Annotated in this window: 27 protein-coding genes; 13 read left to right on the top strand and 14 right to left on the bottom strand. The window is 58.4% G+C overall.

Going from position 1 to position 23593, the window contains the following annotated elements; genetic code table 11:
* Positions 1-356 precede the first annotated feature (356 nt).
* Positions 357-719 carry a DUF6124 family protein gene (locus M5G18_RS08270; protein WP_074688720.1) on the top strand — a complete coding sequence of 121 codons (363 nt, stop codon included), beginning with the start codon at positions 357-359 and terminating at the stop codon, positions 717-719.
* Between the two features lie 66 nt (positions 720-785).
* Here the strand turns inward: M5G18_RS08270 and M5G18_RS08265 are convergent, their stop codons facing one another.
* Positions 786-1142 (bottom strand): hypothetical protein, encoded by a 357-nt coding sequence (locus tag M5G18_RS08265; protein WP_273897479.1) that lies wholly within the window; start codon positions 1140-1142, stop codon positions 786-788.
* Positions 1143-1314: 172 nt separating this feature from the next.
* Here M5G18_RS08265 and M5G18_RS08260 point away from each other — a divergent pair, with 172 nt between their 5' ends.
* Genes M5G18_RS08260 through M5G18_RS08240 form a run of 5 tightly spaced genes read left to right on the top strand, consistent with a single transcriptional unit; the run spans position 1315 to position 5559 of the window.
* Positions 1315-2856, top strand: coding sequence for a DUF2235 domain-containing protein (locus M5G18_RS08260; protein ID WP_273897478.1), 1542 nt, complete (start codon positions 1315-1317; stop codon positions 2854-2856).
* Entirely contained in the window at positions 2856-3512 is a 657-nt protein-coding gene (locus tag M5G18_RS08255) for a DUF2931 family protein (protein WP_273897477.1), read from the top strand. Before M5G18_RS08260 ends, M5G18_RS08255 begins: the two co-directional genes overlap by 1 nt.
* Before the next feature lie 10 nt (positions 3513-3522).
* A complete protein-coding gene (locus M5G18_RS08250) occupies positions 3523-4179 on the top strand; it encodes a DUF2931 family protein (RefSeq protein ID WP_273897609.1) in 657 nt (218 codons plus the stop codon).
* 56 nt (positions 4180-4235) lie between these two features.
* Positions 4236-4892, top strand: coding sequence for a DUF2931 family protein (locus M5G18_RS08245; protein ID WP_273897608.1), 657 nt, complete (start codon positions 4236-4238; stop codon positions 4890-4892).
* The gene (locus tag M5G18_RS08240) at positions 4879-5559 is read left to right on the top strand and encodes a DUF2931 family protein (RefSeq protein ID WP_273897476.1); all 681 of its coding nucleotides are present in this window, start codon (positions 4879-4881) and stop codon (positions 5557-5559) included. The genes M5G18_RS08245 and M5G18_RS08240 overlap by 14 nt, the downstream gene beginning before the upstream one ends.
* 515 nt (positions 5560-6074) lie before the next feature.
* On the opposite strand, the gene M5G18_RS08235 is transcribed toward M5G18_RS08240, so the two are convergent.
* The 3 genes from M5G18_RS08235 to M5G18_RS08225 form a co-directional block, all read right to left on the bottom strand.
* Positions 6075-6593 carry a BRCT domain-containing protein gene (locus tag M5G18_RS08235; protein WP_273897475.1) on the bottom strand — a complete coding sequence of 173 codons (519 nt, stop codon included), beginning with the start codon at positions 6591-6593 and terminating at the stop codon, positions 6075-6077.
* Positions 6594-6864: 271 nt separating this feature from the next.
* On the bottom strand, positions 6865-7968 hold the full coding sequence (locus tag M5G18_RS08230) for a DNA alkylation repair protein (protein ID WP_273897474.1): 1104 nt from the start codon (positions 7966-7968) through the stop codon (positions 6865-6867).
* A 2-nt stretch (positions 7969-7970) separates the two neighbouring features.
* Positions 7971-8576 (bottom strand): glutathione S-transferase, encoded by a 606-nt coding sequence (locus M5G18_RS08225; RefSeq protein WP_273897473.1) that lies wholly within the window; start codon positions 8574-8576, stop codon positions 7971-7973.
* 410 nt (positions 8577-8986) lie between these two features.
* Between M5G18_RS08225 and M5G18_RS08220 the strand changes: the two genes are divergently transcribed.
* From M5G18_RS08220 to M5G18_RS08210, 3 genes are all read left to right on the top strand, one after another.
* A complete protein-coding gene (locus tag M5G18_RS08220; protein ID WP_007935965.1) occupies positions 8987-9391 on the top strand; it encodes a TraR/DksA family transcriptional regulator in 405 nt (134 codons plus the stop codon).
* A gap of 228 nt (positions 9392-9619) precedes the next feature.
* Positions 9620-11224 (top strand): methyl-accepting chemotaxis protein, encoded by a 1605-nt coding sequence (locus M5G18_RS08215; RefSeq protein WP_273897472.1) that lies wholly within the window; start codon positions 9620-9622, stop codon positions 11222-11224.
* Between the two features lie 113 nt (positions 11225-11337).
* Positions 11338-11541 carry a hypothetical protein gene (locus M5G18_RS08210; RefSeq protein ID WP_273897471.1) on the top strand — a complete coding sequence of 68 codons (204 nt, stop codon included), beginning with the start codon at positions 11338-11340 and terminating at the stop codon, positions 11539-11541.
* A 6-nt stretch (positions 11542-11547) separates the two neighbouring features.
* On the opposite strand, the gene M5G18_RS08205 is transcribed toward M5G18_RS08210, so the two are convergent.
* Positions 11548-11784 carry a DUF2789 family protein gene (locus tag M5G18_RS08205; protein WP_273897470.1) on the bottom strand — a complete coding sequence of 79 codons (237 nt, stop codon included), beginning with the start codon at positions 11782-11784 and terminating at the stop codon, positions 11548-11550.
* A gap of 39 nt (positions 11785-11823) precedes the next feature.
* On the bottom strand, positions 11824-12087 hold the full coding sequence (locus M5G18_RS08200; protein WP_258711898.1) for a hypothetical protein: 264 nt from the start codon (positions 12085-12087) through the stop codon (positions 11824-11826).
* 408 nt (positions 12088-12495) lie between these two features.
* On the opposite strand from M5G18_RS08200, the gene M5G18_RS08195 reads away from it, so the two are divergent.
* From M5G18_RS08195 to M5G18_RS08185, 3 genes are all read left to right on the top strand, one after another.
* The gene (locus M5G18_RS08195) at positions 12496-12966 is read left to right on the top strand and encodes a hypothetical protein (protein ID WP_007950541.1); all 471 of its coding nucleotides are present in this window, start codon (positions 12496-12498) and stop codon (positions 12964-12966) included.
* A complete protein-coding gene (locus M5G18_RS08190) occupies positions 12963-13160 on the top strand; it encodes a hypothetical protein (protein ID WP_273897469.1) in 198 nt (65 codons plus the stop codon). Before M5G18_RS08195 ends, M5G18_RS08190 begins: the two co-directional genes overlap by 4 nt.
* A 128-nt stretch (positions 13161-13288) precedes the next feature.
* Positions 13289-14302, top strand: coding sequence for an ABC transporter substrate-binding protein (locus tag M5G18_RS08185; RefSeq protein WP_273897468.1), 1014 nt, complete (start codon positions 13289-13291; stop codon positions 14300-14302).
* 37 nt (positions 14303-14339) lie between these two features.
* On the opposite strand, the gene M5G18_RS08180 is transcribed toward M5G18_RS08185, so the two are convergent.
* On the bottom strand, positions 14340-16472 hold the full coding sequence (locus tag M5G18_RS08180; RefSeq protein WP_273897467.1) for a TonB-dependent receptor: 2133 nt from the start codon (positions 16470-16472) through the stop codon (positions 14340-14342).
* 93 nt (positions 16473-16565) lie between these two features.
* A complete protein-coding gene (locus M5G18_RS08175) occupies positions 16566-16952 on the bottom strand; it encodes a DUF2946 domain-containing protein (protein ID WP_273897466.1) in 387 nt (128 codons plus the stop codon).
* 94 nt (positions 16953-17046) lie between these two features.
* Between M5G18_RS08175 and M5G18_RS08170 the strand changes: the two genes are divergently transcribed.
* A complete protein-coding gene (locus tag M5G18_RS08170) occupies positions 17047-17487 on the top strand; it encodes a DUF3995 domain-containing protein (protein WP_007950535.1) in 441 nt (146 codons plus the stop codon).
* Here the strand turns inward: M5G18_RS08170 and M5G18_RS08165 are convergent.
* From M5G18_RS08165 to M5G18_RS08140, 6 genes are read right to left on the bottom strand one after another with little or no spacing between them, the layout of a single operon-like run.
* A complete protein-coding gene (locus M5G18_RS08165; protein ID WP_273897465.1) occupies positions 17484-17846 on the bottom strand; it encodes a Na+/H+ antiporter subunit G in 363 nt (120 codons plus the stop codon). The two genes, M5G18_RS08170 and M5G18_RS08165, sit on opposite strands and share 4 nt — an antisense overlap.
* The gene (locus M5G18_RS08160) at positions 17843-18121 is read right to left on the bottom strand and encodes a K+/H+ antiporter subunit F (RefSeq protein WP_007910754.1); all 279 of its coding nucleotides are present in this window, start codon (positions 18119-18121) and stop codon (positions 17843-17845) included. Before M5G18_RS08160 ends, M5G18_RS08165 begins: the two co-directional genes overlap by 4 nt.
* On the bottom strand, positions 18118-18606 hold the full coding sequence (locus tag M5G18_RS08155) for a Na+/H+ antiporter subunit E (RefSeq protein ID WP_085602916.1): 489 nt from the start codon (positions 18604-18606) through the stop codon (positions 18118-18120). The genes M5G18_RS08160 and M5G18_RS08155 overlap by 4 nt, the downstream gene beginning before the upstream one ends.
* Positions 18603-20282 carry a monovalent cation/H+ antiporter subunit D gene (locus tag M5G18_RS08150; protein WP_085602918.1) on the bottom strand — a complete coding sequence of 560 codons (1680 nt, stop codon included), beginning with the start codon at positions 20280-20282 and terminating at the stop codon, positions 18603-18605. Before M5G18_RS08150 ends, M5G18_RS08155 begins: the two co-directional genes overlap by 4 nt.
* Complete coding sequence (locus tag M5G18_RS08145; RefSeq protein WP_003192163.1) at positions 20279-20623, bottom strand: Na+/H+ antiporter subunit C; 345 nt, start codon at positions 20621-20623, stop codon at positions 20279-20281. The genes M5G18_RS08150 and M5G18_RS08145 overlap by 4 nt, the downstream gene beginning before the upstream one ends.
* On the bottom strand, positions 20623-23523 hold the full coding sequence (locus M5G18_RS08140; protein WP_273897457.1) for a monovalent cation/H+ antiporter subunit A: 2901 nt from the start codon (positions 23521-23523) through the stop codon (positions 20623-20625). Before M5G18_RS08140 ends, M5G18_RS08145 begins: the two co-directional genes overlap by 1 nt.
* Positions 23524-23593: the final 70 nt, after the last annotated feature.

The raw sequence follows: 23593 nt of genomic DNA, 5'->3' as shown, positions 1-23593 counted from the left end.
AACGCGGTGCGCATTGGTTGTTTAAATCAGTCCTACAGTCACGCCCGGATGCCCACAGCGCCTTGCGCCGTCCCCTACACCTAAGACAGAATCCGCCGGCTTGTGCGTCTGGACTCCGACCGTAACTTGATTCCCGTCACTGCCCATCAGTGATCGGGTCTGCAAGCCCGCCGGAAAACCAGTCGCATAGCCTGCCAAAAGGACGTTCGTTCGCGTCCGCTCAATGGCGGCTTTGTGCGGGAGACCCTCGGGTCTGCCGGGTGCCTGGTTTCCCGGTCTTGCAGACCCGCACATGGCTGCCACCCATCATCTGCAAGTGATGCTGGTAGCTCCTATTGAAAATCAGGAGTTTCACCATGATCAAACCGACACCGAATCCCCCGGAAACCGATCCGGTTTCACCCTACAAATTCCCCGACTCCCGAACCCTGAACGAGGCCGCCGAACGCGCGCTCGATCATTACCTCACTCCGCAGCAACGGGTCATGGGGAGTCATCACAAACACGATCCGATGTACCTGGCCAATCCGGCGTATGACACCGAATCACTGCTCGCCAATGCCAGCGAATCCCTGGGCTCGGCCAGCGAAATGCTCAACAACTTTGCGGCCACGCTGGAGCCCGCTCACCGCAAGACCGCGATAGGGATTGCGCAGATTGTGATGCTCGGGGAATTGGCGGTGAATCAGGCGTTGGATAACGTCGAACTGAAGACTTAAGGCTGTCCTTCAGTAAAAAGGGAACAGATTCATTACCTGAATCTGCTCCCTTTTTGTTCGATGAGCTCAGCCGTTGGCGTTTGCTCTCTTTTCCGCCGTCACGATGCAAGCCTTGTAGAAATTGGAATGGAAATCGCTGATCGCTTTCTGCTGCGAGCTCTCGCTTGAGTATTGAGGAATCTCGTACGCCTCGCGGATCAACGACTTGAACACCTCACCCACATACTCGTTCTGCTTACCTGCCGCTTCGGCCAATTCCCACACCGAATCCATGGGCACACCTTGCTGCCTGGTTTTCATGACCTGTTTGGCCGAGTTTTCTATTCGTTGGCACTCTTCGAGCTCTTCCTGCGGCACGGGAGAGGCAAGAGCGGAAAAACTGATGGCGAAGGTTACTGCTGCTGCCAGACATTGTTTGTGCACGAGGTGTCGTCCCTGGTTTTGACGCTGAACCTTATCATTCGTGGCTCGGCGCCACCATTGCAGGCAGGGAGAAAGAACGCCCGGTGCTGGCACGCGGCCACGCCTTGCGCACCCCGATTTCCGCTGTCACCCTTCGGCCCGTTCTTCAAGGATCAGAAGAAGGAATCAAGGATTGAGTGGCTACATTCCCAACCCGCCAAAAAACTATCGCAACAAAGGAACCGACCCCGTCGATATTCATGCCCAGCGTTGGGCTGAGTATGAGAAACACGGGAAGGAACCAGCATCGGCACGTGAAAAAATCGGGATTGCCCTGCGGATCGGAGTGTTCTTCGATGGGACGGGGAATAATGCCAATAATGCTGCTGCGGGTTTACTTTGCGGTGCCCATCATCCCATTGCTGCTCAAGATATTGATGCCAGTTGCAAGCCGTTCATGAAAGATCCGGACAGCAGCTACGGTAATGACACCAGCAATGTGCAGAAACTGAGTGACTTGTACTACGCACCTCAGAAAGCCGAAGGAGAGGGGTCGCAGAAGCAAGCCTTTCGCATGGTGTATGTCGAGGGGATCGGTACTCGCTCAGGCATGGAGGACAGCACGCTTGGGGCCGGCACTGGTCGAGGTGAGACGGGGGTTGCAGGTCGTGTTCAGCTTTCGTTTTCAGAGATCAAACTGCGTATTGAAGGGGTACTGGCTAGCCATCCTGAGAGCGAAATTACTTCTCTGACATTCGATACGTTCGGTTTCAGCCGGGGAGCTGCTGCCGCTCGGCATTTTGCCAATGAAATTGCACGCGGAAAGCAGGGCCCTCTTGGGGATGTGATGCGCAGTAGTGCGAGAGGATTTAGTTCTACTTTCAATGATCAATACAAAAGCAGCATCAACATGGGCTTCATTGGTCTGTTCGACACCGTACCCTCGATTGCCGGATGGTCAAATCTGGGCAATATCAAAAGCCCTGTTGCCACTGGCATCAGGTTGTACCTGGATCGTCGCTATTTCACTGATGTCGTCCAGCTGACTGCCCGCGATGAATACCGGGCGAATTTCGCTTTGAGTCGCGTCAAGCCCGATCATTTGGAAATCGTTTTACCGGGAGTTCATTCCGACCTTGGTGGTGGTTACCTCGAAGAAGCACAAGAGAATGTACTCGTGAGCCCCATGCAAAGCTTGGACGTGTCGCAGAATACTGATGTTGTGACAACCTCGATTTATCGTGATGCAGAGATAGTGAAGGATCAGTTGCTTACCAAAGGTTGGCCTGCGGAAATGCTGGAGATTGTCACGCCAGCTGCGTTGCCCTTGCCTAATGCGTTACAAGATCGGCTCAGTCCGCGCCTAAAACGGGTGTACGCCGCCGTCCAACTAAAACGTCCGGTGAGTGGCATGCTCTCCCGGGTGTACCTGCGCTTGATGCACCAGTTGGCGAAAGAGAAGGGCGTTCGCTTTAAAGACATTCCGGATACACCGGAATTGGCTGTTCCTTCAGAGCTTCAAGCGTTGTGTGATCGGTTCTTGGCGGGTGACTACAGCGTTACTCCGCAAGAAGAAAAGCTGTTGAAACTGAAGTACATTCACACGTCCGCAAACTGGAACCATCCCCTTGGCCGCAGGGACGGCAGCGGAATGAGAGCGGTCTATATCAATGCTCCTACCGCAGACTCGATTCGCGTACAACACCCTCATGTACCTGACTGGACGCTCTGGTAATGAAATTACTTGTCACCCTGTTTTGCGCGTTGTTCATGGCTGGCTGCCAGTCTGCTGACGCTCTATCAGGTAAAAACGACCCCAAATCCGAATGGTGGGAATTGGCATTCATCGAACCTGATTACATGCGGGTTTGGGTGGAGGACAGTTCTGTGCAGGACGTTACCGGCAAGGTCTACTTCAAGGCCAATGGCGGCTCTGCAGCCGGTGGCGAGCCTGAGGACGGCACCGAGTCGGCTCGCGGCTGGTCCATCGTGGACGGCAGCGGAAAACGAGTGGTGGGTGCCGATCTTCCCGTGCGGATATATGTTCGATGGCAGTCAATCGTTGAAAAGAAAACCTGGCAAGCCTGGGTGGATATTCCTGAACACGCAAGGCAATTGATGGTGGAATCCACCAGCAAACGCTGCCCACAAACACCTGAACGAGAGGCGCGGTTTATGGCGTCGGTCTACTTGGGGTTGGCGCCTGGTGGGGTGGTGCAGGCTTGGGTTAAAGACTCGTGTCATAAAGCGATCAAAGTCGCTCGGGCGCAGGCAGAGATCGAACCGTTAGGGCCTAGTCAGGGGAAGAACGAAGGACGTTACGCTTATCCGGTCAGTGAAAAGTCGCAACGCTATATTGAGAAGTTTGGCATTCCGTATGGCAGTTGGTAGCTGTCAGCAAATGAGGCAAGTAATAAGTCTGCTATGCCTGCTGTTGATTGCTGGTTGTCATTTGACTGATCCGTTGTCAGGCGAAAATGATCCCAGGTCCGAATGGTGGGAGCTCGGCTTTACCGAACCTCGCTACATGAAGATCTGGGTTGAAGACACCGCTGTGGAAGACATCAAAGGAAGAACGTTCCTGCACACTGGCGGGGGATCCGCCTCGGGCGGGCAACCAGAGGATGGCACAGAGTCAGCTCGAGATTGGCACGGCGTAGGCAGCTCTGCAAAAGCAGTAGTAGGCGCGGATCTTCCCAAACGAATCTTTGTTCGTTGGCAATCTATTGTGGAGCCTCAGACCTATCGTGTTTGGGTGAATATACCGGAAGAAGCCAGGCAATTAATGCTGACATCGGTCAACCAGCGATGCGCGAAAACACCGGATCAGACGGCTACCTATATTTCTTCGGTTTATTTAGGGTTGGCGCCAGGCGGAGTTGTGCAAGTGTGGGTTAGAGACTCTTGTCATCACCCGGTCAAAGTGGCTAGGGCGCAAGCTGAGATTGAGCCGTTGGGTCCAAGCCAAGGCAAAAAACAGGGGCGTTACGCCTATCCGGTCAGTGAAAAATCCAAGCGTTATATCGAAAAATTCGGCATTCCTTATGGCAGTTGGTAATGCTTGAGATGTTGTGGGGAAGTGGAAATAAATCCATCCCCATTTTTACTCTGGTAATGAAATTTCTAGCCATCGTGCTATGTGCGTTATTCATGACCGGTTGCCAGTCTGCTGACCCACTGTCAGCAAAAAATGACCCTAAGTCTGAATGGTGGGAATTGGCTTTCACTGAACCGAATTACATGAAGGTTTGGGTGGAAGACAGCTCTGTGCAAGACATTACGGGCAAAGTCTTCTTCAGAACAGGTGGAGGAACAGCAGCAGGCGGAGAGCCTGACGATGGAACCGAGTCTGCCCGTGGTTGGACAGGCGTTGGCGGTAGCGGAAAACGCGTTGTAGGCGCTGACTTGCCTGTTCGTATCTACGTTCGCTGGCAATCCATTGTGGAACAGAAAACCTGGCAGGCATGGGTGGATATACCGGAAGAGGCCAGACAAATAATGGTGAAGTCCACAAATCAACGCTGTCCTGAAACACCGGAGAAATCTGCGCGGTTCATGGCCTCGGTTTATTTAGGGCTGGCACCAGGTGGAGTGGTACAGGTTTGGGTGAGAGATTCGTGTCGACGCCCGATCAAAGTTGCCCGAATGCAAGGTGAGATCGAACCACTGGGACCGGAGCAGGGGAGGAATGAAGGGCGTTACGCATATCCAGTCGGTGAAAAGTCCAAGCGCTACATCGAGAACTACGGCATTCCGTATGGGAGCTGGTAGCGGTCAATCGAGGGCGCGATTCATTGTCTTGTTTTGTGCTTTATTCATGACCGGATGCCAGTCTGCGGACCCGCTGTCTGCCAAAAACGACCCTAAGTCCGAGTCGTGGGAGCTCGCATTTACTGAGCCTTACTACATGAAAGTGTGGGTGGAGGACAGTGCTGTCGAAGATATAAACGGCAAGCTGTTCAAGCGTACGGGAGGAGGTACGGCTGCTGGCGGGGAGCCTGAAGACGGTAAAGAATCTGCACGAGGCTGGCACGCATTGGGAGCTGCTGCAAAGCCAGTGATTGGTGCCGATCTCCCCAAACGCATTTACGTGCGTTGGCAATCGATTGTCGAACCTCAGACCTATAGTGTTTGGTTGGATGTGCCTGAAGAGGCCAGGCAATTAATGAGGACGTCGGTCAATCAGCGTTGTCCGGAAACACCGAAGGAGCAAGCGAGTTATTCCGCTTCTATCTACCTGGGGCTGGCTCCCGGTGGGGTTATACAAGTCTGGGTCAGGGACTCGTGCCACCATCCAGTGAAAGTGGCCAGGACCAAAGCCGAAATCGAACCGCTAGGTCCCAGTCAGGGTAAGAACCAAGGACGTTACGCTTATCCGGTCAGTGAAAAATCGCAACGCTACATCGAGAAATTTGGCATTCCGTATGGCAGTTGGTAATTCTCGAAATTGGGGACGAGAGAGCGGATTTTGTAAAAAATAATTCCCTTCCCATTTTTCCTTTACGAAGCCCGAATACTGGATGCTGTTTTGAGAATAGTGAAATCTACTCGCTTTGATGATGTTGACCATGACCTTGGGTATGAATACCGTGGTTACAGTTACGATATACAGAATCAAGAGAATGTGTTTCTGATTAGGGTTTACGATGACGAACCCGGTCAGGCTACGGTAGTACGTCCGACGTCAATTTCTAAAAACGAAAACCTTAGAGCGCTTGTCGAGTTTTTACAGTCCGAGCTGGAAGTGTCCAGAGTCTCGCTTTACAAGGGAGATGTGGGGTGTTATGCCGAGATTGATCTTGATAGTTTGAACTTCTATCCCGTCTGAAGCCGGCCTCTTAGTAGAGAGAGGACAAATCTATCTCTCGAAAATAAATTTGTCCCCTTTGCTCTAGGCAAAAAGATGCATGAACTGAAAGAGCCCGGTATTGCCGGGCTCTGAACGCTTGGGGATCAGGGCATTTCGCCCGTTGTGATCATGGTCAAGAACTGGTCTGGATTGATGATGAATGCTCCTGCTTCAAGCGCTTTGGCAACTTTTGTTGGTCCAGCATTATCGCCATAAACAAGGAATGTCAGGGTTTTGCCTGCAGTGCTCATGACCTTCAAACCATGATCTAATGCCTTTTGCTCAAGCTCAGCTCGATGCGCAGCCGAGAAACCAGTGAAAAGAATTTGATTGACTCCCCCGGGTGGGTTTTTCGGAGCAGGCACTCGCGAAGCGGTTTCTGACGCCGTAAACGCGGGTGATTTTGACTTTTGCTGAAGTCTCGGAGCAGGAGGCGCGGCCTCATTTAAAAGCAGCTCCGCCCCGAGCAACACTTCGACAATGCGATCCTTCCGAAAAGTTTTAGGGAATTTATCGCTGGAAGAGCGTCCTTGAATGTAAATCGAATTCTCTGACCACTGAACCAACTCTCGTTGACTCATATCGCCCTTCGCATCTCTGTAGCTAAACTTGATAGTTGACATCCATTTCACTCCATTGTGATGGTCGTATGACAAGGTTCCGTGCGTTATTACTCTAGTTTCTCCTGAAAAATCGTCGCTTAATCAAACTGGTCGGATGCTGTTGCTAGGCTAAATCAACAGAGATTTATCGGACTGGTTCACGCTTCGCGACCAGAATAAATACAGTTATGCTAAATTTTCAGAGATGGATTTTGTGACCTACGGTTGAAGGTAAGCAGTTTTTTGAGGTTTGCCATATTTAAAGAATTTGACGTTTTTGGATTTATTTGTATCAAAAAATTATATTGAACGCTGTCCTGGACAATAACTCCCCATTGACCATTATTCGTATTTCGTGTCGCCCCGCATAATGCTTCCTAGTAGTGAAATCCTTGATCACCTGCCGCCGCGCCACAACCTCACTCCCAAACCCCGCCAACTCCAACGTCTTCAACTTGAAAACCTTAGCCGAAGTCCCGCCATTCGCCTTCACATAGTCAATCGCATAATCAATCACCAACCGCTGCTCCACCGGAACCAACGACTTCACCGTAAACGACAGAGTGATCGTCTCCCCAAGCCGCACAACCGCCGGCTCCACCTTCACATTCAGCAACTCAACCTCAGCCTTGGCCCCTGCACCGATCACAGTGAGCGCCCGCGAATCGCCCTTTTTGATCAAACTCCGCAACGCATGTTTGGCAATCCACGCCGTGTGCTTGTTCTCCAGCGACCATCCCTCAACCGTATCCAGCACCCACTCCGGATGCTCTTTCGTCACGTCATTCAAATGATTCGCCACGGACTTGCGCACGTACAAACTTTCATCCGCCTTCAACCGGTCAAGAATCCCGGCAGCCAACAGCGGATCAGCCTGAACCGGTTCCAGGCGAAATGACCACGGCAGGCGAGGACGACTGCCTTCGCTGGCGAGTCTTCGGACGTGGTGGTTTTCGTCTCGGGTCCAGTCGTGCATCAGTTCCAGCGAGCGTTCCAGGTCGCTGCGCAGAAAGTGGCGGATGGCGAATTCCGAGGAGCCGAAGGTGGTGAAGTACTTCAGGGCCTCCATAGAGGTGTCGAACGCGTGCGCGCCGTAGCTCGCGACGTAGTGCGGCAGGCACATGCTGACGAAGCCGCTGTTCAGTCGTGGGGCCAGTTCGCGCAGCACATCCAGGGAATCTGCGTAGTCCAGTGGCAGCACGTGGTGCAGGCTTTCGCTGACGCGGGCCATGCGTTGCATGACAGAGAGTTCGGCGAGGCCGTCGTTGGCGTGCTTGAGAAAGGCCTTGGCCTTGAACACCGGGTACACGGCGCTCATTTCTGTGGCGATGTGTTGCAGGCGTTCGGCGTTGAAGATTTCTTTCAGGGCCGGGGCAGCGGTTTCGGTGGTGCTCATGGTCAGGTCATCGGGGTGCTGATGAACGCCTGGGTGCCTTCGGCGTACGCGGTGTATTGGGCGATGCGCGGGAAGCGCTCCGCGTCGATCTGGTCGGGGACGACGAGGCCGGTGAAGCTCCAGGCGACGGCGAGGGAGATGCTGTCCTGTTGGAGGGGGCCGTCGGTGGGCAGCGGGTGTTTTTCGAGTTCGTGTTCGAGGGCGGTGAAGGCGGCGGCGAGTTGGCCTTCGACGCGTTCGACCCACGGTTGGTATTGAATGTCGGCCGGGCGCAGGTTGCGTTCGTAGTAGAGCTGCACGGCTTTTTCGCAGGCGGCGAGGCCAAGGCCGATCAGGCGCAGGGCTCTGACCCGTTGTGGCAGGTCGGCGGGCAGCAGGGTTTTGCCCGAGAGGGCTTCGAGGTAGTCGAGGATCAGGGTCGAGTCGATCAGCACTTCGCCGTCATCGAGTACCAGGGTCGGCGCCTTGACCACCGGATTGATCTGCTGGAAACGTTCGAAGTGACGGAACACCGAGACCGGATCGTGTTCCAGTTCGATCCCCAGGCATTTGGCCGAGATCGCCACGCGGCGCACATAAGGGGAGTCCAGCATGCCGATCAGTTTCATGACGCGTTCCTTCAAGTCGAACCGGGGAGGGCATAACGTAGCCGAGGTTGGGGGGATTTGTCAGTCTTTGGGAGGCGCTGGTTTTGCGGTTAACGATCGTAACGAATTGCGACAAAGCGCCGCTCGTCCGACGTTTGTCTTCTATATACAGCCGCTCGACTGAATTTCTTGCTATAAACGCACTCCGATGAGCGCTGTGAAGCCTGTGTCAGAGCAGTTTCCGGGCCTTGTCGGACAAATTCCCGGTATTTACAGTTGCTGAGGCCTCAAACGGGCCTTAGACTGCCGCCCCTTCGTAAATTGAGTGCCGGGTGGCGTTTGCAATAAACGATGCCTTTCCGATGACCGCAGGCGGTTCGCCGGAACGCTCCCTAATTCGCCTTAATGCACGTTTTTTTATAGAGATATCAATGACAAAGGACAAGTTGCTGGCCATGCCGGCAGATGACTACATGAATGCCGAGCAACACGCTTTCTTCAGCGAGCTGTTGCAGAACATGAAAGTCGAAACCCATGAGCGCATTGAGCAGAACCGTATTGCCATCGAAAGCCTGGACACCCCGGCTGACCCGGCGGACGCCGCATCGGTGGAAGAAGAGCGCACCTGGCTGGTAAACGCGATCGATCGCGACCAGCGCATGCTGCCGCAACTCGAGCAGGCCCTTGAGCGTATCAAGGAAGACAGCTTTGGCTGGTGCGACGACAGCGGCGAGCCGATCGGCCTGAAACGCCTGCTGATCAGCCCGACCACCAAGTACTGCATCGAAGCTCAAGAGCGTCACGAGCAGATCGACAAGCACCAGCGTCAGGCCTGATTCCTGAGGCGACCCCTTCAATGCGGGTCGTCGCGAAAAGATCGCAGCCTTTTGCAGCTCCTCCGGGAACTGCAAAAGGCTGCGATCTTTGCTTTTTCTCGTCTGCCGGAAAGTCCCCGCGCCATTCCATTGACCTGCCACAGACCCACGACTAACGGACCATGGATAATGGCGTTGTAGTGGCGTTTAATGCAGCCACAACAATGAGAACAAGCGTGGGGTAACAAAATGACGAGAGATGGATCTCTGGTTGCGGCTCTGCCTGCACCAGTTGTTTTGCCGAAGAATCGCTGGCTGACGCCGACCCTGCAAAGCATCGCTCTGATGCTGTTGCTGGCCGGGATGAGCCTGGGCGAATGGCCCTTGTACGTCGGCATGCCGCTGGCGGTGCTGATTGTCTGGCTGCCGCGCCTGCGTTCCCGGGCGGTCCCCGATGCGCAACCGGTCGACAGCAATAACGCGATGTCCGAGCTGACTCGCGACCTTTCCTACACCACCAGTCATAACGCGCTGTCAGCCGCTGGCGTGGCGTTTTCCGTCAAGGAATTGGCCGGCAAGCTGCAATCGCAACTCGACGCCGCCGCGCAGATCGTCAACAACGCTGAAGTCATGATCGCCACTGAGCAGGCCACTTCGCAGCTCAGCCGCGAGGCATTGGGCGCTGCCAGCGAAGCCCATCACAGCAGCGCAGCGGGGCGCACCGAGCTGGTTGATTCGATTTCGCGCATGCATCAGCTCAGCCAGCGCGCCAATGCCAGCCGCGAACTGATCGAAGCCTTGAGTCAGCGCAGTGATGACATCCAGCGCGTGACGCTGGTGATTCAGTCCATCGCCAGCCAGACCAACCTCCTGGCATTGAACGCCGCCATCGAAGCCGCTCGGGCCGGCGAGCACGGTCGTGGTTTTGCAGTGGTGGCGGATGAGGTGCGCGGTCTGGCGGCCCGTACCGCGACGGCCACCGGCGAAGTGGGCGAGATGGTCGCCGACATCCAGCAACGCACGGCGCAGGTGGTGGAACAGATCCGCCAGCTCTCCGACGATTTGCACACGGGCGTCGAGCAAGTCGAACACACCGGTCAGCACCTGGAAAACATCGCGCGACTGGCGGCCGGGGTGGAAACCCAGGTCGGCGAAATCGCCCGGGGTGCAGAAACCAATCGTGAGCAACTCGACAGTTTGTTTACCGCCATCGAGCAGATGCGCAGCGATCTGGCGATCAGCGACCAACAGACCCGACGCCTGGCCGAGGCCGCCGTGCAAATGGAAGGGCAGGCGGAAACCATCAGCGAACGTCTGGCCGAAGTCGGGCTGGATGACTATCACCAACGCATCTACGACCTCGCACGTGAAGGGGCCAGCCAGATTGCGGCACGGTTCGAGGCCGATGTCGAACAAGGGCGCATCAGCCTTGAAGACCTGTTCGACCGCCAGTATCAGCCGATTCCCGATACACAACCCGCGAAGTTCCAGACCCGTTTCGATCGCTACACCGATCAAGTGCTGCCGGCCATTCAGGAACCGTTGTTGCCGCGCCACGAAGGCCTGGTGTTTGCCATCGCCTGCACGCAGCAGGGTTATGTGCCGACCCATAATCAGGCGTTCAGCCAGCCGCTGACCGGAGATGTGCAGGTCGATACCGTCAACAATCGCACCAAACGCAAATTCGCTGACCGCACCGGCATCCGCTGCGGCAGCCATCAGCAGCCGGTGCTGTTGCAGACCTACACCCGCGATACCGGCGAGCTGATGCACGACCTTTCGGTGCCGATCATGGTCAAGGGCCGGCATTGGGGCGGGTTGCGTCTGGGCTACAAACCGGAGAATCCGCGCTGAAGCATTGTTGCCGGAACTGCAATTAAGCTGTACAGCCGCGCAGCTGTTTCATCCTGATCCAGATCATTAACATGCCTACATAGTTAGGTTGCTAATGAAGTTGGGAGGTCAGCATGCAATGCAGAGTCGATGTCGCGGTGATGATCGGCAGCGGTGTACCCGCCGGGCTGCGCGCGATGGGACAAAGTGTCTGCTGGGTGGTGCTGCTCAATGGCGAGCAGCGCGGCACCGCTTTCGCCAGTCGTGACGAAGCCGAGGAGTGCAGGGCGGCGTGGCTTGCGCAATTGAGCGCCAGAGCCGGAGACAGCCTGCACTGATCGAAATCATTTGCCCCGGTGCAGGCGCACGTTCAGTTCATCGACCATCACCGCTTCTTCGCCATCGGCACGCAGCCATTCCTTGAGCAACTGCGCCTGCTGCAGGCTCCAGAAGTCGGCGTCGATCAGTTTGGTATCGGCTTCCAGCGGATGGGCTTCGATGAAGTCGTCGATCGCCGTTTCCTCCGAAGGCAGCCCTAATTGATCGAACAGGGTTGTCAGGTTGTAGGCAGGCAGTTCCATGGTGTACTCCTTGAAGGATGGCGGGGTCGGTCACTCTCTTTATCTGAGGTGCTCGCTGGCCAGGAGTTCGATTCGCGATTCCAGTGAACGGGCGAGGGCGCAGGCGGCGTTGTGATTCTCGCGGAAACCTCTGACAAGCCCCGTCGACTTTTCCCTGATATGGAAAAAGCCGTTGCCCGCCGGGATCACCTGAAACAACGGTGCCTGACCGCAAGACTCGATTGTAGGAACTGTCTCAAAGCCTGGAGTGTTCAGGACAAAGGCAGGTTCGTGAGTCACGGCAAAATGCGTCATAGTGCACATATGAAGTCCTTTTCATGGATTGACCCGCATTTACAGGGTGTAGCGGGTAGTCGTGAACAGCATCGCTGCTCTAGAATCGCCAACACCTGTTGACGGCATGGCGCTATCTAAAGCAATTTTTTGCGTGCGATATGTCGGAAAAGTGATTTTCTTGATGAGTTTTTTCCCTAAAGTTCGTAGTCAGTTTTCTCTGGCCGACCGTGACGCGTTTTCCTTCAACATTTGGAGAACGTCTTTGCAGGTTTCGCGAGTGGCATTCCAGTAGTCTTGTGCAACTCGCGTTGAATGAGCACTTCGCTCGCTCAGGCGTATATTCGAGTCATCGCGCAACACCTTCGGCCGGGCCGACTTTTTCTGCCGTGCGCGCTTTTCGTGTACGGCACTCTATTCAAGTGTGGGGATGTTTCTTTGGCAGTCAGTAACCTCGATATGCATGCTTTGTTCGTGCTGGGTGATTTGCGGGCAAAGCTGGTCAAGCAGTTTCAATCGCGTTTTGTTTACATCACCGAGCAGAACGCCGAAGGCATTTACGTTGCCGAGATCGACACCGAAAGTGCATTGGTGGTCGATGACAAACCTGGCCTCAAGCTCAAGGTCGGCGATCATTTCAGCGCGTCGGTACTGCCGAGCCGTGAAGGCGGCAAGATGGACATCCGCTTTCGCGAAATCAAAATGACGGTCTACGGTCTGGGCGACTACGCCTTTGTCACCACCGCCGACGGCCATGCCATCGTGTTCAAGGAAGGCCACAGCGCGGTTACCGTGTTCGCCGCCAATGAACAACTGCAGGAAGGCCTGACCAAAACCCTGAAAGCCGTCACCGCCAAAGCCGCCAAGTGGCGCAAGGGCGAACTGGTGACGTTCAAGGCCAGCGAGTGAGCCGCGCCGATTTCCATTTGCAGAACCTCGACAGTGCCCGTGAGGAAGCGCGTCGACTGTTCACGGCAAAGGCCGAATTGAAGGGCGCCTGGCTGGGTTGGGTCGCCTCGCAGATCTACGCCTTGCAACCTGCGGAATACGCCAGCATGGTCAGACGCGAGCTGAAGAGCCTGCAGGAAGTTTCTGAAAAGTAGCCTCGTGCGTGTCATGCCCCTGAAAAAGCAGGAACCTCGTCTACAGTCAGTTGACTGAGTATTCAGAGGCTTGCGGTCTTCTGTCAGGCCATCCTGCTATTGCTGTGAACAGCACGAGGTGCAAAAGCATGAACGGATTTCGACGGTTGCTGGCTGCTGGCCTGACCACCTTCGGCTTGATGACGGCGGTGCCTGCGGTGAGCGCGGCACAGGCGCCGATCCACTTCGCCGACCTGAACTGGGAAAGCGGCAGCCTGATCACCGATGTCCTGCGCATCATCGTCGAGAAGGGCTACGGCCTGCCGACCGACACCTTGCCGGGCACCACCATCACTCTAGAGACCGCACTGGCCAACAACGACATTCAGGTCATCGGCGAAGAGTGGGCCGGGCGCAGTCCGGTGTGGGTCAAGGCCGAGGCAGAAGGCAAGGTCGCCAGTCTGGGCGACACGGTCAAAGGCGCGACCGAAGGCTGGTGGGTGCCGGAATACGTGATCAAGGGCGATCCTGCCAAGGGCATCAAGCCATTGGCACCGGACCTGCGCAGCGTCAGCGATCTGAAGAAGTACAAGGACGTGTTCAAGGATCCGGAAACCCCGAGCAAGGGACGGTTCCTCAATAGCCCGATCGGTTGGACGTCGGAAGTGGTGAACAAGCAGAAACTGACGGCTTACGGCTTGCAGGACGATTTCACCAATTTCCGCAGCGGCTCCGGTGCGGCGCTGGATGCCGAGATCAGTTCATCGATCCGCCGGGGCAAACCGGTGCTGTTCTATTACTGGTCGCCGACCCCGTTGCTCGGCAAGTTCAAGCTGATTCAACTGGAAGAACCGCCGTTCGACGCGGAGGCCTGGAAAACCCTGACTGACGCCGACAACCCCAATCCGAAACCGACCCGTTCACTGGCTTCCAAGCTGTCGATCGGGGTGTCCACGCCGTTCCAGAAACAGTATCCGCAGATTGCCGAGTTCTTCAGCAAGGTCGATTTTCCGATTGATGACCTGAACAAGGCGCTGGCCGAGATGAGCGAGAAACACACGGCGCCTCGTGACGCAGCGGTGGCGTTCATGAAGGCGCATCCGGATGTGTGGCAGGCGTGGTTGCCGAAGGACCTGGCGCAGAAGGTTCAGGCAGGTCTGTAGTGATGTGGCGAGGGCACCAGGCCCTCGCCGAGTTGAATCAGAACCGCGTCTGCACTGCCAGCTCGAATGTACGCGGTGTGCCGAGGTAGTACGCCGGCGATACATGGGCGAACTCGGCATACACCTCATTCGTCAGGTTGCGCACCCGCCCGGTCACGGTGGTGTGTGAATCCACCTTGTAGCTGAGGAAGCTGCCAAACAGCGTGTACGACGGCACGGTCATGGTGTTGGCATTGTCGGCAAACACCGACGCCACGTACCGCGCATCGACCCCGCCTTGCCATTGCGGCGAGAAATCATAGGTCAGCCACAGATTGCCCACCCGGTCCGGCACGTTGGTCGGTGTGTTGCCCTTGCGGGAAACCACTACGCCGGCGGCGTTCTTCTCGTTGAACTCATCGTATTGCGCATCGACCCAGGCGAAGTTGCCTTCGGCCAGCAATTTGTCGGTGATCCGCAAGGAACTGGCAATCTCGATGCCCTTCGAAGTCTGCTGGCCGACCGGAATGCTGCTGGTCGGGTCCAGTGGATCCGTCACGGCGAAGTCCTTGCGCTCGATGGTGTAGGCGGCCACCGTCGCGGAGCCGCGCCCGTTCAGGTAGTCGAACTTGCTGCCGATTTCCCATTGCTTGCCGGTCGAGACATCGAAGTCCTGGGTGCCATTGGGTTGTTCGGCGGCGGTGCTGTATTGCACGTAGACATTGGCTGACGGAATAAACTGATACGTCAGGCCGACGCGCCCGGTGACCGGTTCCCAGCTGCGTTTGAGATGGCGCGGGTTGCTCGCGGTCACGGTGCGATGGTTGGTCACATCCAGGTCGATGTCGTCATAGCGCAGACCGGTGAGCAGCGAGAGCTTGTCGGTGAGTGCCAGGCGGTTTTCGGCAAACAGCGCTTTGGTCGTGACCTCGTTGGTCTTGTCGCTGACAAAACCCGGCATCGTTCCGGGGATGTCATAGAAATGCCCCGGTCGATAGTTGTTCGGGTTCACCGTTGTGGCGCCTTTGACGTTCAGCGGCGAGTTGGTGGTCTGGTTGACCTTGTACTCGAAACCGCCGGACCAGGTGGTGTCGAGGCCGAACAGGGTGTTGTCGTGGCGCAGTTCGAACTGGTTGCCGTTCTGCTCGCCCTGGTGTCGCACCTGATACGCAGTGGAGCGGTTCACGGCGCTGTTGTCGGCATTGTATTGATAGGTTTCAAGGTTGCGGTAATCGCGCTGGCTGTCGAGGTGATAGAGGGTGTTGCGCAGGGTGGTGCTGTCGTTGATCCGGTAATCGATGATCGAGCGCACCCAGATTGTCCGCTGCTCGTAGCGCCCGTCCTCGACGTTGTAGTTATTGAAGCGATTGTGCTTGTCGATCTTCAATTCGCCGGCCTTGGGGTTGAGCACCGGCGTGCCCCAGTACGGGCTGTCCTCGTGTTCGTCCTGATATTCCAGGGCCAGGGTGTGCGACAGGTTCGGCGTCAGGTCGCTGAGCAGCGAGAACGCCACGCTCCAGGCATCGCGTTCCTGGCGGTCGATGTAGCCGTTGCTGGTGTTGTGGCTGACATCGAGACGCGCGTAATGCTGCACGTCGGCGCCGGGTTCGGTCAGCGCGTGGTTGAGGCCGAACGCGGTTTCGGTGGTGTCGTAGGTGCCGTAGCTGACCCGGCCTTCGATCGCTTGCTCGTCGCGCGTGGCCAGTTTGGTCACGTAGTTCAGCGAGCCACCGACCGAGCCTGCACCGTTGATCAGCGACGACGGGCCGCCGACCAGTTCCACCCGGTCATAAATCCACGAATCCACGGGGCGAGCCAGCCCGCCGGAAACGTTTACGCCGTTGAACATCTGGGTGATCTGGCTGCTGGTAAAACCGCGGTAGGAGACGAACCCGCCAAAGCCCGGCGGTGCACTGGCGTTCACACCCGGCAAGGTGTTGGCCGCGTCCTGGAAGTTTTGCGAACCGTGGCGTTCGATGTCATTGCGGTTGGCGATCGCCACCGAAGCCGGGGTGTCGCGCACGCTGAGGCCGAGGCGCGAGGCCATGCCGCTGGACTGGTCGAGGCTCAGGCCCGGTTCGGCGCCGGACTCGCCATCAATGGTGATCGGCGCCAGATCCACGGTGGATTGCGCCCAGACGTTGACGGACAGGCAGCCGCACAGGCTCGCCAGCAAGGTAAGTTGTTTCATCGATTAAATCCTGAATGCTTGTCTAGGAGTCAGCGCACAGGCGAACGCCGCGCGTTGGCGCAGTGGGCTGACAAATCAAAAAGGCAAGGACACTCAGGCGAGCGGCGGGGCGCGGGGGTTGGCCGAAGGCCAGATGAAGCGGGCAGGGAGGTCGGCGCTGACGATGACCGGCAGCGGCGGGCTGTGTTGTTCAGGCAGGATCGCCAGGGTCAGGCTGGAGTTGAACGCCGGGCCCATGCCGCCGGTGGAGCACAGCGGGCAACCGAAGGCCTTGGCCAGGGTCGGCAGTTTTTCTTCGACGGGATTCGAGGCGAGCGGCGCCTGGGTGCTCGGGTCGACGGCGCAGAACTGGCCGCCGATACCGTTGAGCTGCATGCCGACCATTTGTCCGTGACCGATGCTGCAGGCGAACACGTTGAACAGGACGCAGCAATAGAGCATCCAGGCCAGCAGTGAGCGATCGGTACGGGTGAATTTCATGGGGCGGCACTTTACCGCACCGCCGACCGGTCGTGCACATGGAAAAATGCCGACTAGGATGTTTTGTTCAAATCCCTTGAAAGGATTCTCGACCATGACCTTTGTGTTGGCTCAATGGCTGGTGACGATATTTGCGGTGATCAGCCTGATGCATGTGTATTGGGCGATGGGTGGGCAGTGGGCGGCCGTGGCGGTGGTGCCGCAGGTTCCGGTGGACAACGGCGGGCTGACGCTCAGGCCGGCGTTCAAACCGTCGGGCTGGATCACGCTGGTGGTAGCGGCAGCGCTGCTACTGATTGCCGCACTGGTGTGCATGCGGGTGGGGTGGTGGCTGCCCGCCGTGCATCACTGGGCGCTGCAATGGGTGATCAGCGCGATTGCGCTGCTGATGTTTGCGCGGGCGATTGGCGATTCGGAGCTGGTGGGTTTTTTCAAGGAAGTGAAGGGATCGCGGTTCGCCCGGCTCGACACTTGGGTTTACTCACCGCTGTGTCTGATATTGGGAGCCGGGCTGTTGGCTGTCGCCTGGATCTAGCTTCCGGTTTCAGTACGCCGGCTGCTGACTTCGGCCGGCACGTCATCCCCGGCCATACGCTTGCGGAACAACGCCGCCCGCGCCAGCAGCAAGGTGGTCACCGGCACGGTGATCGACAGCAGAATCGGGATCAGCCATGCGTGCAGCACCGGCTCGGACTTGAGCGCGGAAAAACAGATGATCGATGCCAGTGCCACGCACCACGCGCCCAGCGTCGATGCCAGCGCCGGCGGATGCATGCGCTGGAAGTAGTCCTTCATCCGCAGTAGGCCGGTCGCGCCGATCAGGGCGAAAATCCCGCTGAGGACCAGCAGGATCGCCACCGGGATTTCCACCCAAAGAGACAGTTCAGCGTTCATTCGATCACCTCGCCACGCAGGAGGAATTTCGCCAGGGCAAACGAGCCGACGAAGCCGAACAGCGCGATCAGCAGCGCCGCTTCGAAGTAGGTGTCACTGGAGTAGCGAATCCCCAGGGTCAGCATCATCAGCATGGCGACGATGTACAGGTAATCCAGCGCCAGTACCCGGTCCTGCGCCGACGGGCCTTTGAACAGGCGCACCAGCGTGAGGACCATGGCCAGGGAAAACAGGAACAGCGTCAGCAGAATCGCGTTCGACAGCAGCGGGCTCATTCGAAAATCTCCATCAACGGCCGCTCGTAAGTGACCTTGAAGTGCTGGATGAACTGCGCCTCGTCATCCAGATCCCAGACGTGCAGCAACAGAATGCTGCGATCCAGCGCCAGTTCCGACCACACCGTGCCGGGCACGACCGTACAGATCATCGACAGCGCCGCCAGGCCGTTGGCATCGCGCAGGTCCAGCGGCACCTTGATGAAGCGTGAACGAAGCGGTCGACGACCGGCGTTGAGTACGCCCCAGGCCACCTGCAGGTTCGAGACGATCACGTCACGCCCGACCAGCAGAAACAATCGCAGGATCGTGCCCGGGCGGCGGATGTGAATTTGTTGCGGACGCAGTTTGCGCATCATCAGCGGGGCGCAGAAACCGAGTACGGCACCGAGCAGCAGGTTGCCCGGGCTGACCGACAGGTTCAGCACCAGCCACAGCAACCACAGCGCAAGCGACAACCACGGAGCAGGGAACAGACGCTTCATGGTTGCACCTCCAGCAGCGCAGCCTTGGCTTCCGGGCTGGGCACTGCGCGGGTGCCGAGCACTGCCATCACGTATTGCTGCGGATTGTTCAGGGCATCGGCTGCTGCCTGGGTGTAACGCAGCAGCGGTTCAGCCTTGAAGGTCAGCGCGATGCTCAGGCCGAGCAGCAGGAAAATCGGCGTGCATTCCAGTTTGCGCAGCAGCGGCGACGGGCGCTCCTCTGGCGACCAGAAGCGCTGGATCCCCAGGCGCGAGAACGCCATCAACGAGCCGAGGCCGGTAAGGATCAGCAGGGCCAGCAACGCCCAGGCGGCATTCGAGATCGGTTCGCCGGCGCCGAGACCCAGCGGGTTGAGCAGGGCGCCGATCAGGCTCAGCTTGCCGATGAACCCGGACAGCGGCGGCATGCCGATAATCAGCAGCGCGCAGGCAATGAAGCTCAGACCGAGGAAAGCCATGGTCCACGGGATCACCTGACCGACCACAGCTTTCTGATCGTCGTCGAGGTTGATGCCCTTGACTGGTCGCTGCCATTCCTGCGGACGCGGCAGCAGTTCGTTTTCGTCTTCCAGCGGCACTTCGATGGCGGTGCGCGAACGTTCGATCAACTCGGCCAGCAGGAACAGTGCGCTCAACGCCAGGGTCGAGCTGACCAGATAGAACAGCGCGGCGCCGATCAGGTTCGGCTGGGCGAAACCCACGGCCGACAGCAGGATCCCCGCCGACACCAGAATGCTCAGGCTAGCCATGCGTTCCAGACGTTGCGCGGCAATGATCGCCACGCCCGCGCCGGCCATGGTCGCCATGCCGCCGTAGATCAGCCAGTCGCCGCCAAAATACGCCGAAGCTCCGGCCTGGCCGGAGAACAGCAGCGTCCATAGACGCAAAAGGGTGTAGACGCCGACCTTGGTCATGATCGCGAACATCGCCGCCACCGGTGCGCTGGCCGACGAGTAGGCCGGCACCAGCCAGAAGTTCAGCGGCCACATGCCGGCCTTGGCCAGGAACGCCACGGCCAGAATCCCTGCGCCGGCGTGCAGCAGGCCACGGTCTGCTTCCGGCACCAGCGGGATCTTCAGGGCCAGATCTGCCATGTTCAGCGTGCCGGTCACACCGTAGATCAACGCAGCGCCGATCAGGAACAGCGACGAGGCCAGCAGATTGATCGAGATGTAATGCAGCCCCGACGACACCCGCGCCCGGCCCGAGCCATGAAGCAAAAGGCCGTAGGACGCGGCCAGCAATACCTCGAAGAACACGAACAGGTTGAACAGGTCCGCCGTCAGGAATGCACCGTAAAGACCCATCAACTGAATCTGGAATAGGGCGTGAAAACTCGACCCGGCGCCGTCCCAGCGGGCCATGGCGAACAGCAGGGCGCTGACGCCGATGATCCCGGTCAGCACCAGCATCAGCGCCGACAGGCGATCGACCACTAGCACGATGCCGAACGGCACCTGCCAGTTGCCCGGTAGGTAGACGCCGATGGAACCGGGCACGCCGGTGGTCTGGGTCCATTGCAGCAGCATCACCGAAATGCCCAGGCCGAGGAGGCTGGAGAACAGGTTGATTTTCGCCTTCAGCGGTCGGTGCTTTTCGCCAAGCATCAGCATGATGGCGGCGGTCAGCAGCGGCAGCAGGATCGGTGCGGCGATCAGGTGAGTCATCGCCGTCATTCCTTGGGCTCCCTTCCGTCAACGTGGTCGGTGCCGGTCAGGCCCCGTGAGGCCAGCAGCACCACCAGAAACAATGCGGTCATGGCGAAGCTGATGACGATGGCCGTCAGCACCAGCGCCTGGGGCAGCGGGTCGGTGTAATTGAGCAGATCTTGCGGTACGCCGTCCTTGATGATCGGCTCCTTGCCGATGAACAGGCTGCCCATGCTGAAGATGAACAGGTTGACGCCGTAGGACAGCAGGCACAGGCCCATCACTACCTGGAACGTCCGTGGCCGCAGGATCAGCCAGACCCCGGACGCGGCGAGCACGCCGATGGCGATTGCGATGACTTCTTCCATCAGACGGCTCCTTTGGCGGTAGCGGTTTTGTGGCCCCGGACCGATTGGTGGGCGAGGGCGGTGAGGATCAGCAAGGTCGAGCCGACCACCACGGCGTAGACGCCGATATCGAAGAACAGCGCGCTGGCGATATGGATGTCACCCAGCAGCGGCAAGCTGAAATGCCAGGTGTGGGTGGTGAGGAACGGATAACCCGCCGCCATCGCCCCCAACCCGGTAACGGTGGCGAACAGCAGGCCGGTGCCCATCCAGCGCAGCGGTCGCAGGCTCATTTGCGCCTCGACCCACTGGGTGCCGGCGACCATGTATTGCAGGATGAACGCCACCGACATCACCAGACCGGCGACGAAGCCGCCACCCGGCTGGTTGTGCCCGCGCATGAACAGGTAGAACGACACCACCAGCGCAATCGGCAGCAACAGACGCACCAGCACCGCCGGCACCATCATGAAACCGAGCGCGGTGTCGCTGGCCGAACGCGGGTTGACCAGATCGGTGACCACGTCGGGAGCGAGCAGGCGTTGCTGGGCCGGCAGTTGCAGGCTTTCTTTCGGTGGGCGGAAGCGACGCAGCAGGGCGAACACGGTCAGGGCTACGGCGGCGAGCACCGTGATTTCGCCAAGGGTGTCGAAACCGCGGAAATCCACCAGCATCACGTTGACCACGTTGCTGCCGCCGCCCTCAGGCAGGGCACGGCTCAGGTAGAACGAGGAAATGTCGTTTGGCGTCTGCCGGGTCAGCATGGCGTAGGACAGCAGCGCCATGCCGCCACCGACGGCAATCGACAGCAGCAAGTCGCGCAGACGCCGTACCCGCGCCTTGCGCAGGCTGCTTGGCAGCGGCGAAACCTCTTCGATCCGCCGTGGCAACCAGCGCAGGCCGAGCAGGATCAGCACCGTGGTCACCACTTCAACCACCAGTTGCGTCAGGGCCAGATCCGGCGCCGAGAACCAGACGAAGGTCACGCAGGTCATCAAACCGCAGACGCTGACCATGGTCAGGGCGGCGAGACGGTGATACTTGGCCTGCCACGCGGCGCCGAGGGCGCAGGCGATTGCCAGCAGCCACAGGGTCACGAACACGATCGAGCCAGGAATCTTCGGCCGGTCGCCCCAGCTCAGGCTGCTGTGCAGCATCGGGATCAGGCCGGCGAGCACTGCTGCCAATACCATCAGGAACAGCTGGGTTTGCAGGCGCTTGGTGCCGATCCGCCGCTCCAGCCGCCGGGCCAGACGCATCATTGCCACCAGACTGCGCTCGAACAGGCGCTTGCCGTTGAAGCGGCCCACCAGTGGCGGGAATTTGAAACGACCGCGCTTGAGCTGATTGCGCAGCAGCAGATAGACCACGATGCCGCCGGACATGGCGATCAGGCTCATGATCATCGGTGCATTGAGGCCGTGCCAGATCGCCAGACTGTATTCCGGCAGCACGCCACCCACCACCGGCAAGGCGGCCGCGGCCAGCAACGGGCCTACAACCTGGGCCGGGAAAATCCCCACCAGCAAACAGGTGAAGACCAGCAACTCAACCGGTGCACGCATCCAGCGCGGCGGTTCGTGTGGAGTGTGCGGCAGGTCGGTGGCGGTCGGGCCGAAGAACACATCAACGGTGAAGCGCAGCGAGTAGGCCACGCTGAATGTGCCGGCAATCGTTGCGACGATAGGCAATGCGGCTTCCACCCAGGCGGTGGCGTTGATGAACACGGTTTCGGCGAAGAACATTTCTTTCGACAGGAAACCGTTGAGCAGCGGCACGCCGGCCATGGACGCACTGGCCACCATCGCCAGAGTGGCGGTGAACGGAATCAGTTTGAACAGGCCGTTGAGCTTGCGGATGTCGCGGGTGCCACTTTCGTGGTCGATGATCCCCGCGGCCATGAACAGCGAAGCCTTGAAGGTCGCGTGGTTGAGAATGTGGAACACCGCCGCCACAGCGGCGAGCGGACTGTTCAGGCCCAGCAGCAGCGTGATCAGGCCGAGATGGCTGATGGTCGAGTAGGCCAGCAGTCCTTTGAGATCGTTCTGGAACATCGCGCAGTACGCGCCGAGCAACAGCGTGGCGGCACCGGCGCCGCTGACGATGTAGAACCATTCTTCGCTGCCGGACAGCGACGGCCACAGGCGGGCCAGCAGGAAAACCCCGGCCTTGACCATGGTCGCCGAGTGCAGGTATGCCGAAACCGGGGTTGGCGCCGCCATGGCGTGGGGCAGCCAGAAGTGGAAGGGGAACTGGGCGCTTTTGCTGAGGGCGCCGATAAGAATGAGGGGAAGCAGGATGGGGTAGAGGGCATGTGCGCGAATCAGATCGCCGGCGGCCAGGACCTTGTCCAGGTCATAGCTGCCGACCACATGGCCGAGGATCATGACCCCCGCCAGCAGGCACAATCCCCCGGCACCGGTGACCATCAACGCCATGTAGGCGCCGCGCCGTGCGTCGTGGCGGTGGTGCCAGTAGCCGATCAACAGGAACGAGAAGAGGCTGGTCAGCTCCCAGAAGAACACGATCTGGATCAGGTTGCCGGAGATCACCAGCCCGAGCATGGCGCCCATGAACGCCAGAAAGAACGCGAAGAAACGCGGCACCGGATCGTCCGGCGACATGTAATAACGGGCATATAAAGAGACGAGGGTGCCGATGCCCAGCACCAGCATCGAGAACAGCCAGGCGAAGCCGTCCATACGCAGGACGAAGTTCAGGCCCAGGCTGGGCAGCCACGTGAATTCTTCGCGGATCACGCCGCCGTGGGCGATCTGCGGATACAGCAGCGCGACCGAGACAGTGCCGATCAGTGCGACCAAACCTGCCAGCAGGGATTCGGCGTTACGTGCGTTGTGCGGCAGCACGGCTGCCAGACAGCTGCCCAGAAAAGGCAGAAGCAGTAGAACTATCAGGGACATAGGCTTCTAATCTGCGGAAGTTTGTGAAGCATCATACGTGCCAGCTCCCGGATCGCCAAACGCGAGGATG

Source organism: Pseudomonas aphyarum, assembly GCF_028657055.1.
In the GTDB taxonomy this organism is placed as follows: domain Bacteria; phylum Pseudomonadota; class Gammaproteobacteria; order Pseudomonadales; family Pseudomonadaceae; genus Aquipseudomonas; species Aquipseudomonas aphyarum.
Note: the sequence above shows the minus strand (reverse complement) of the source record. Positions and strands in the feature narration are given on the sequence as shown.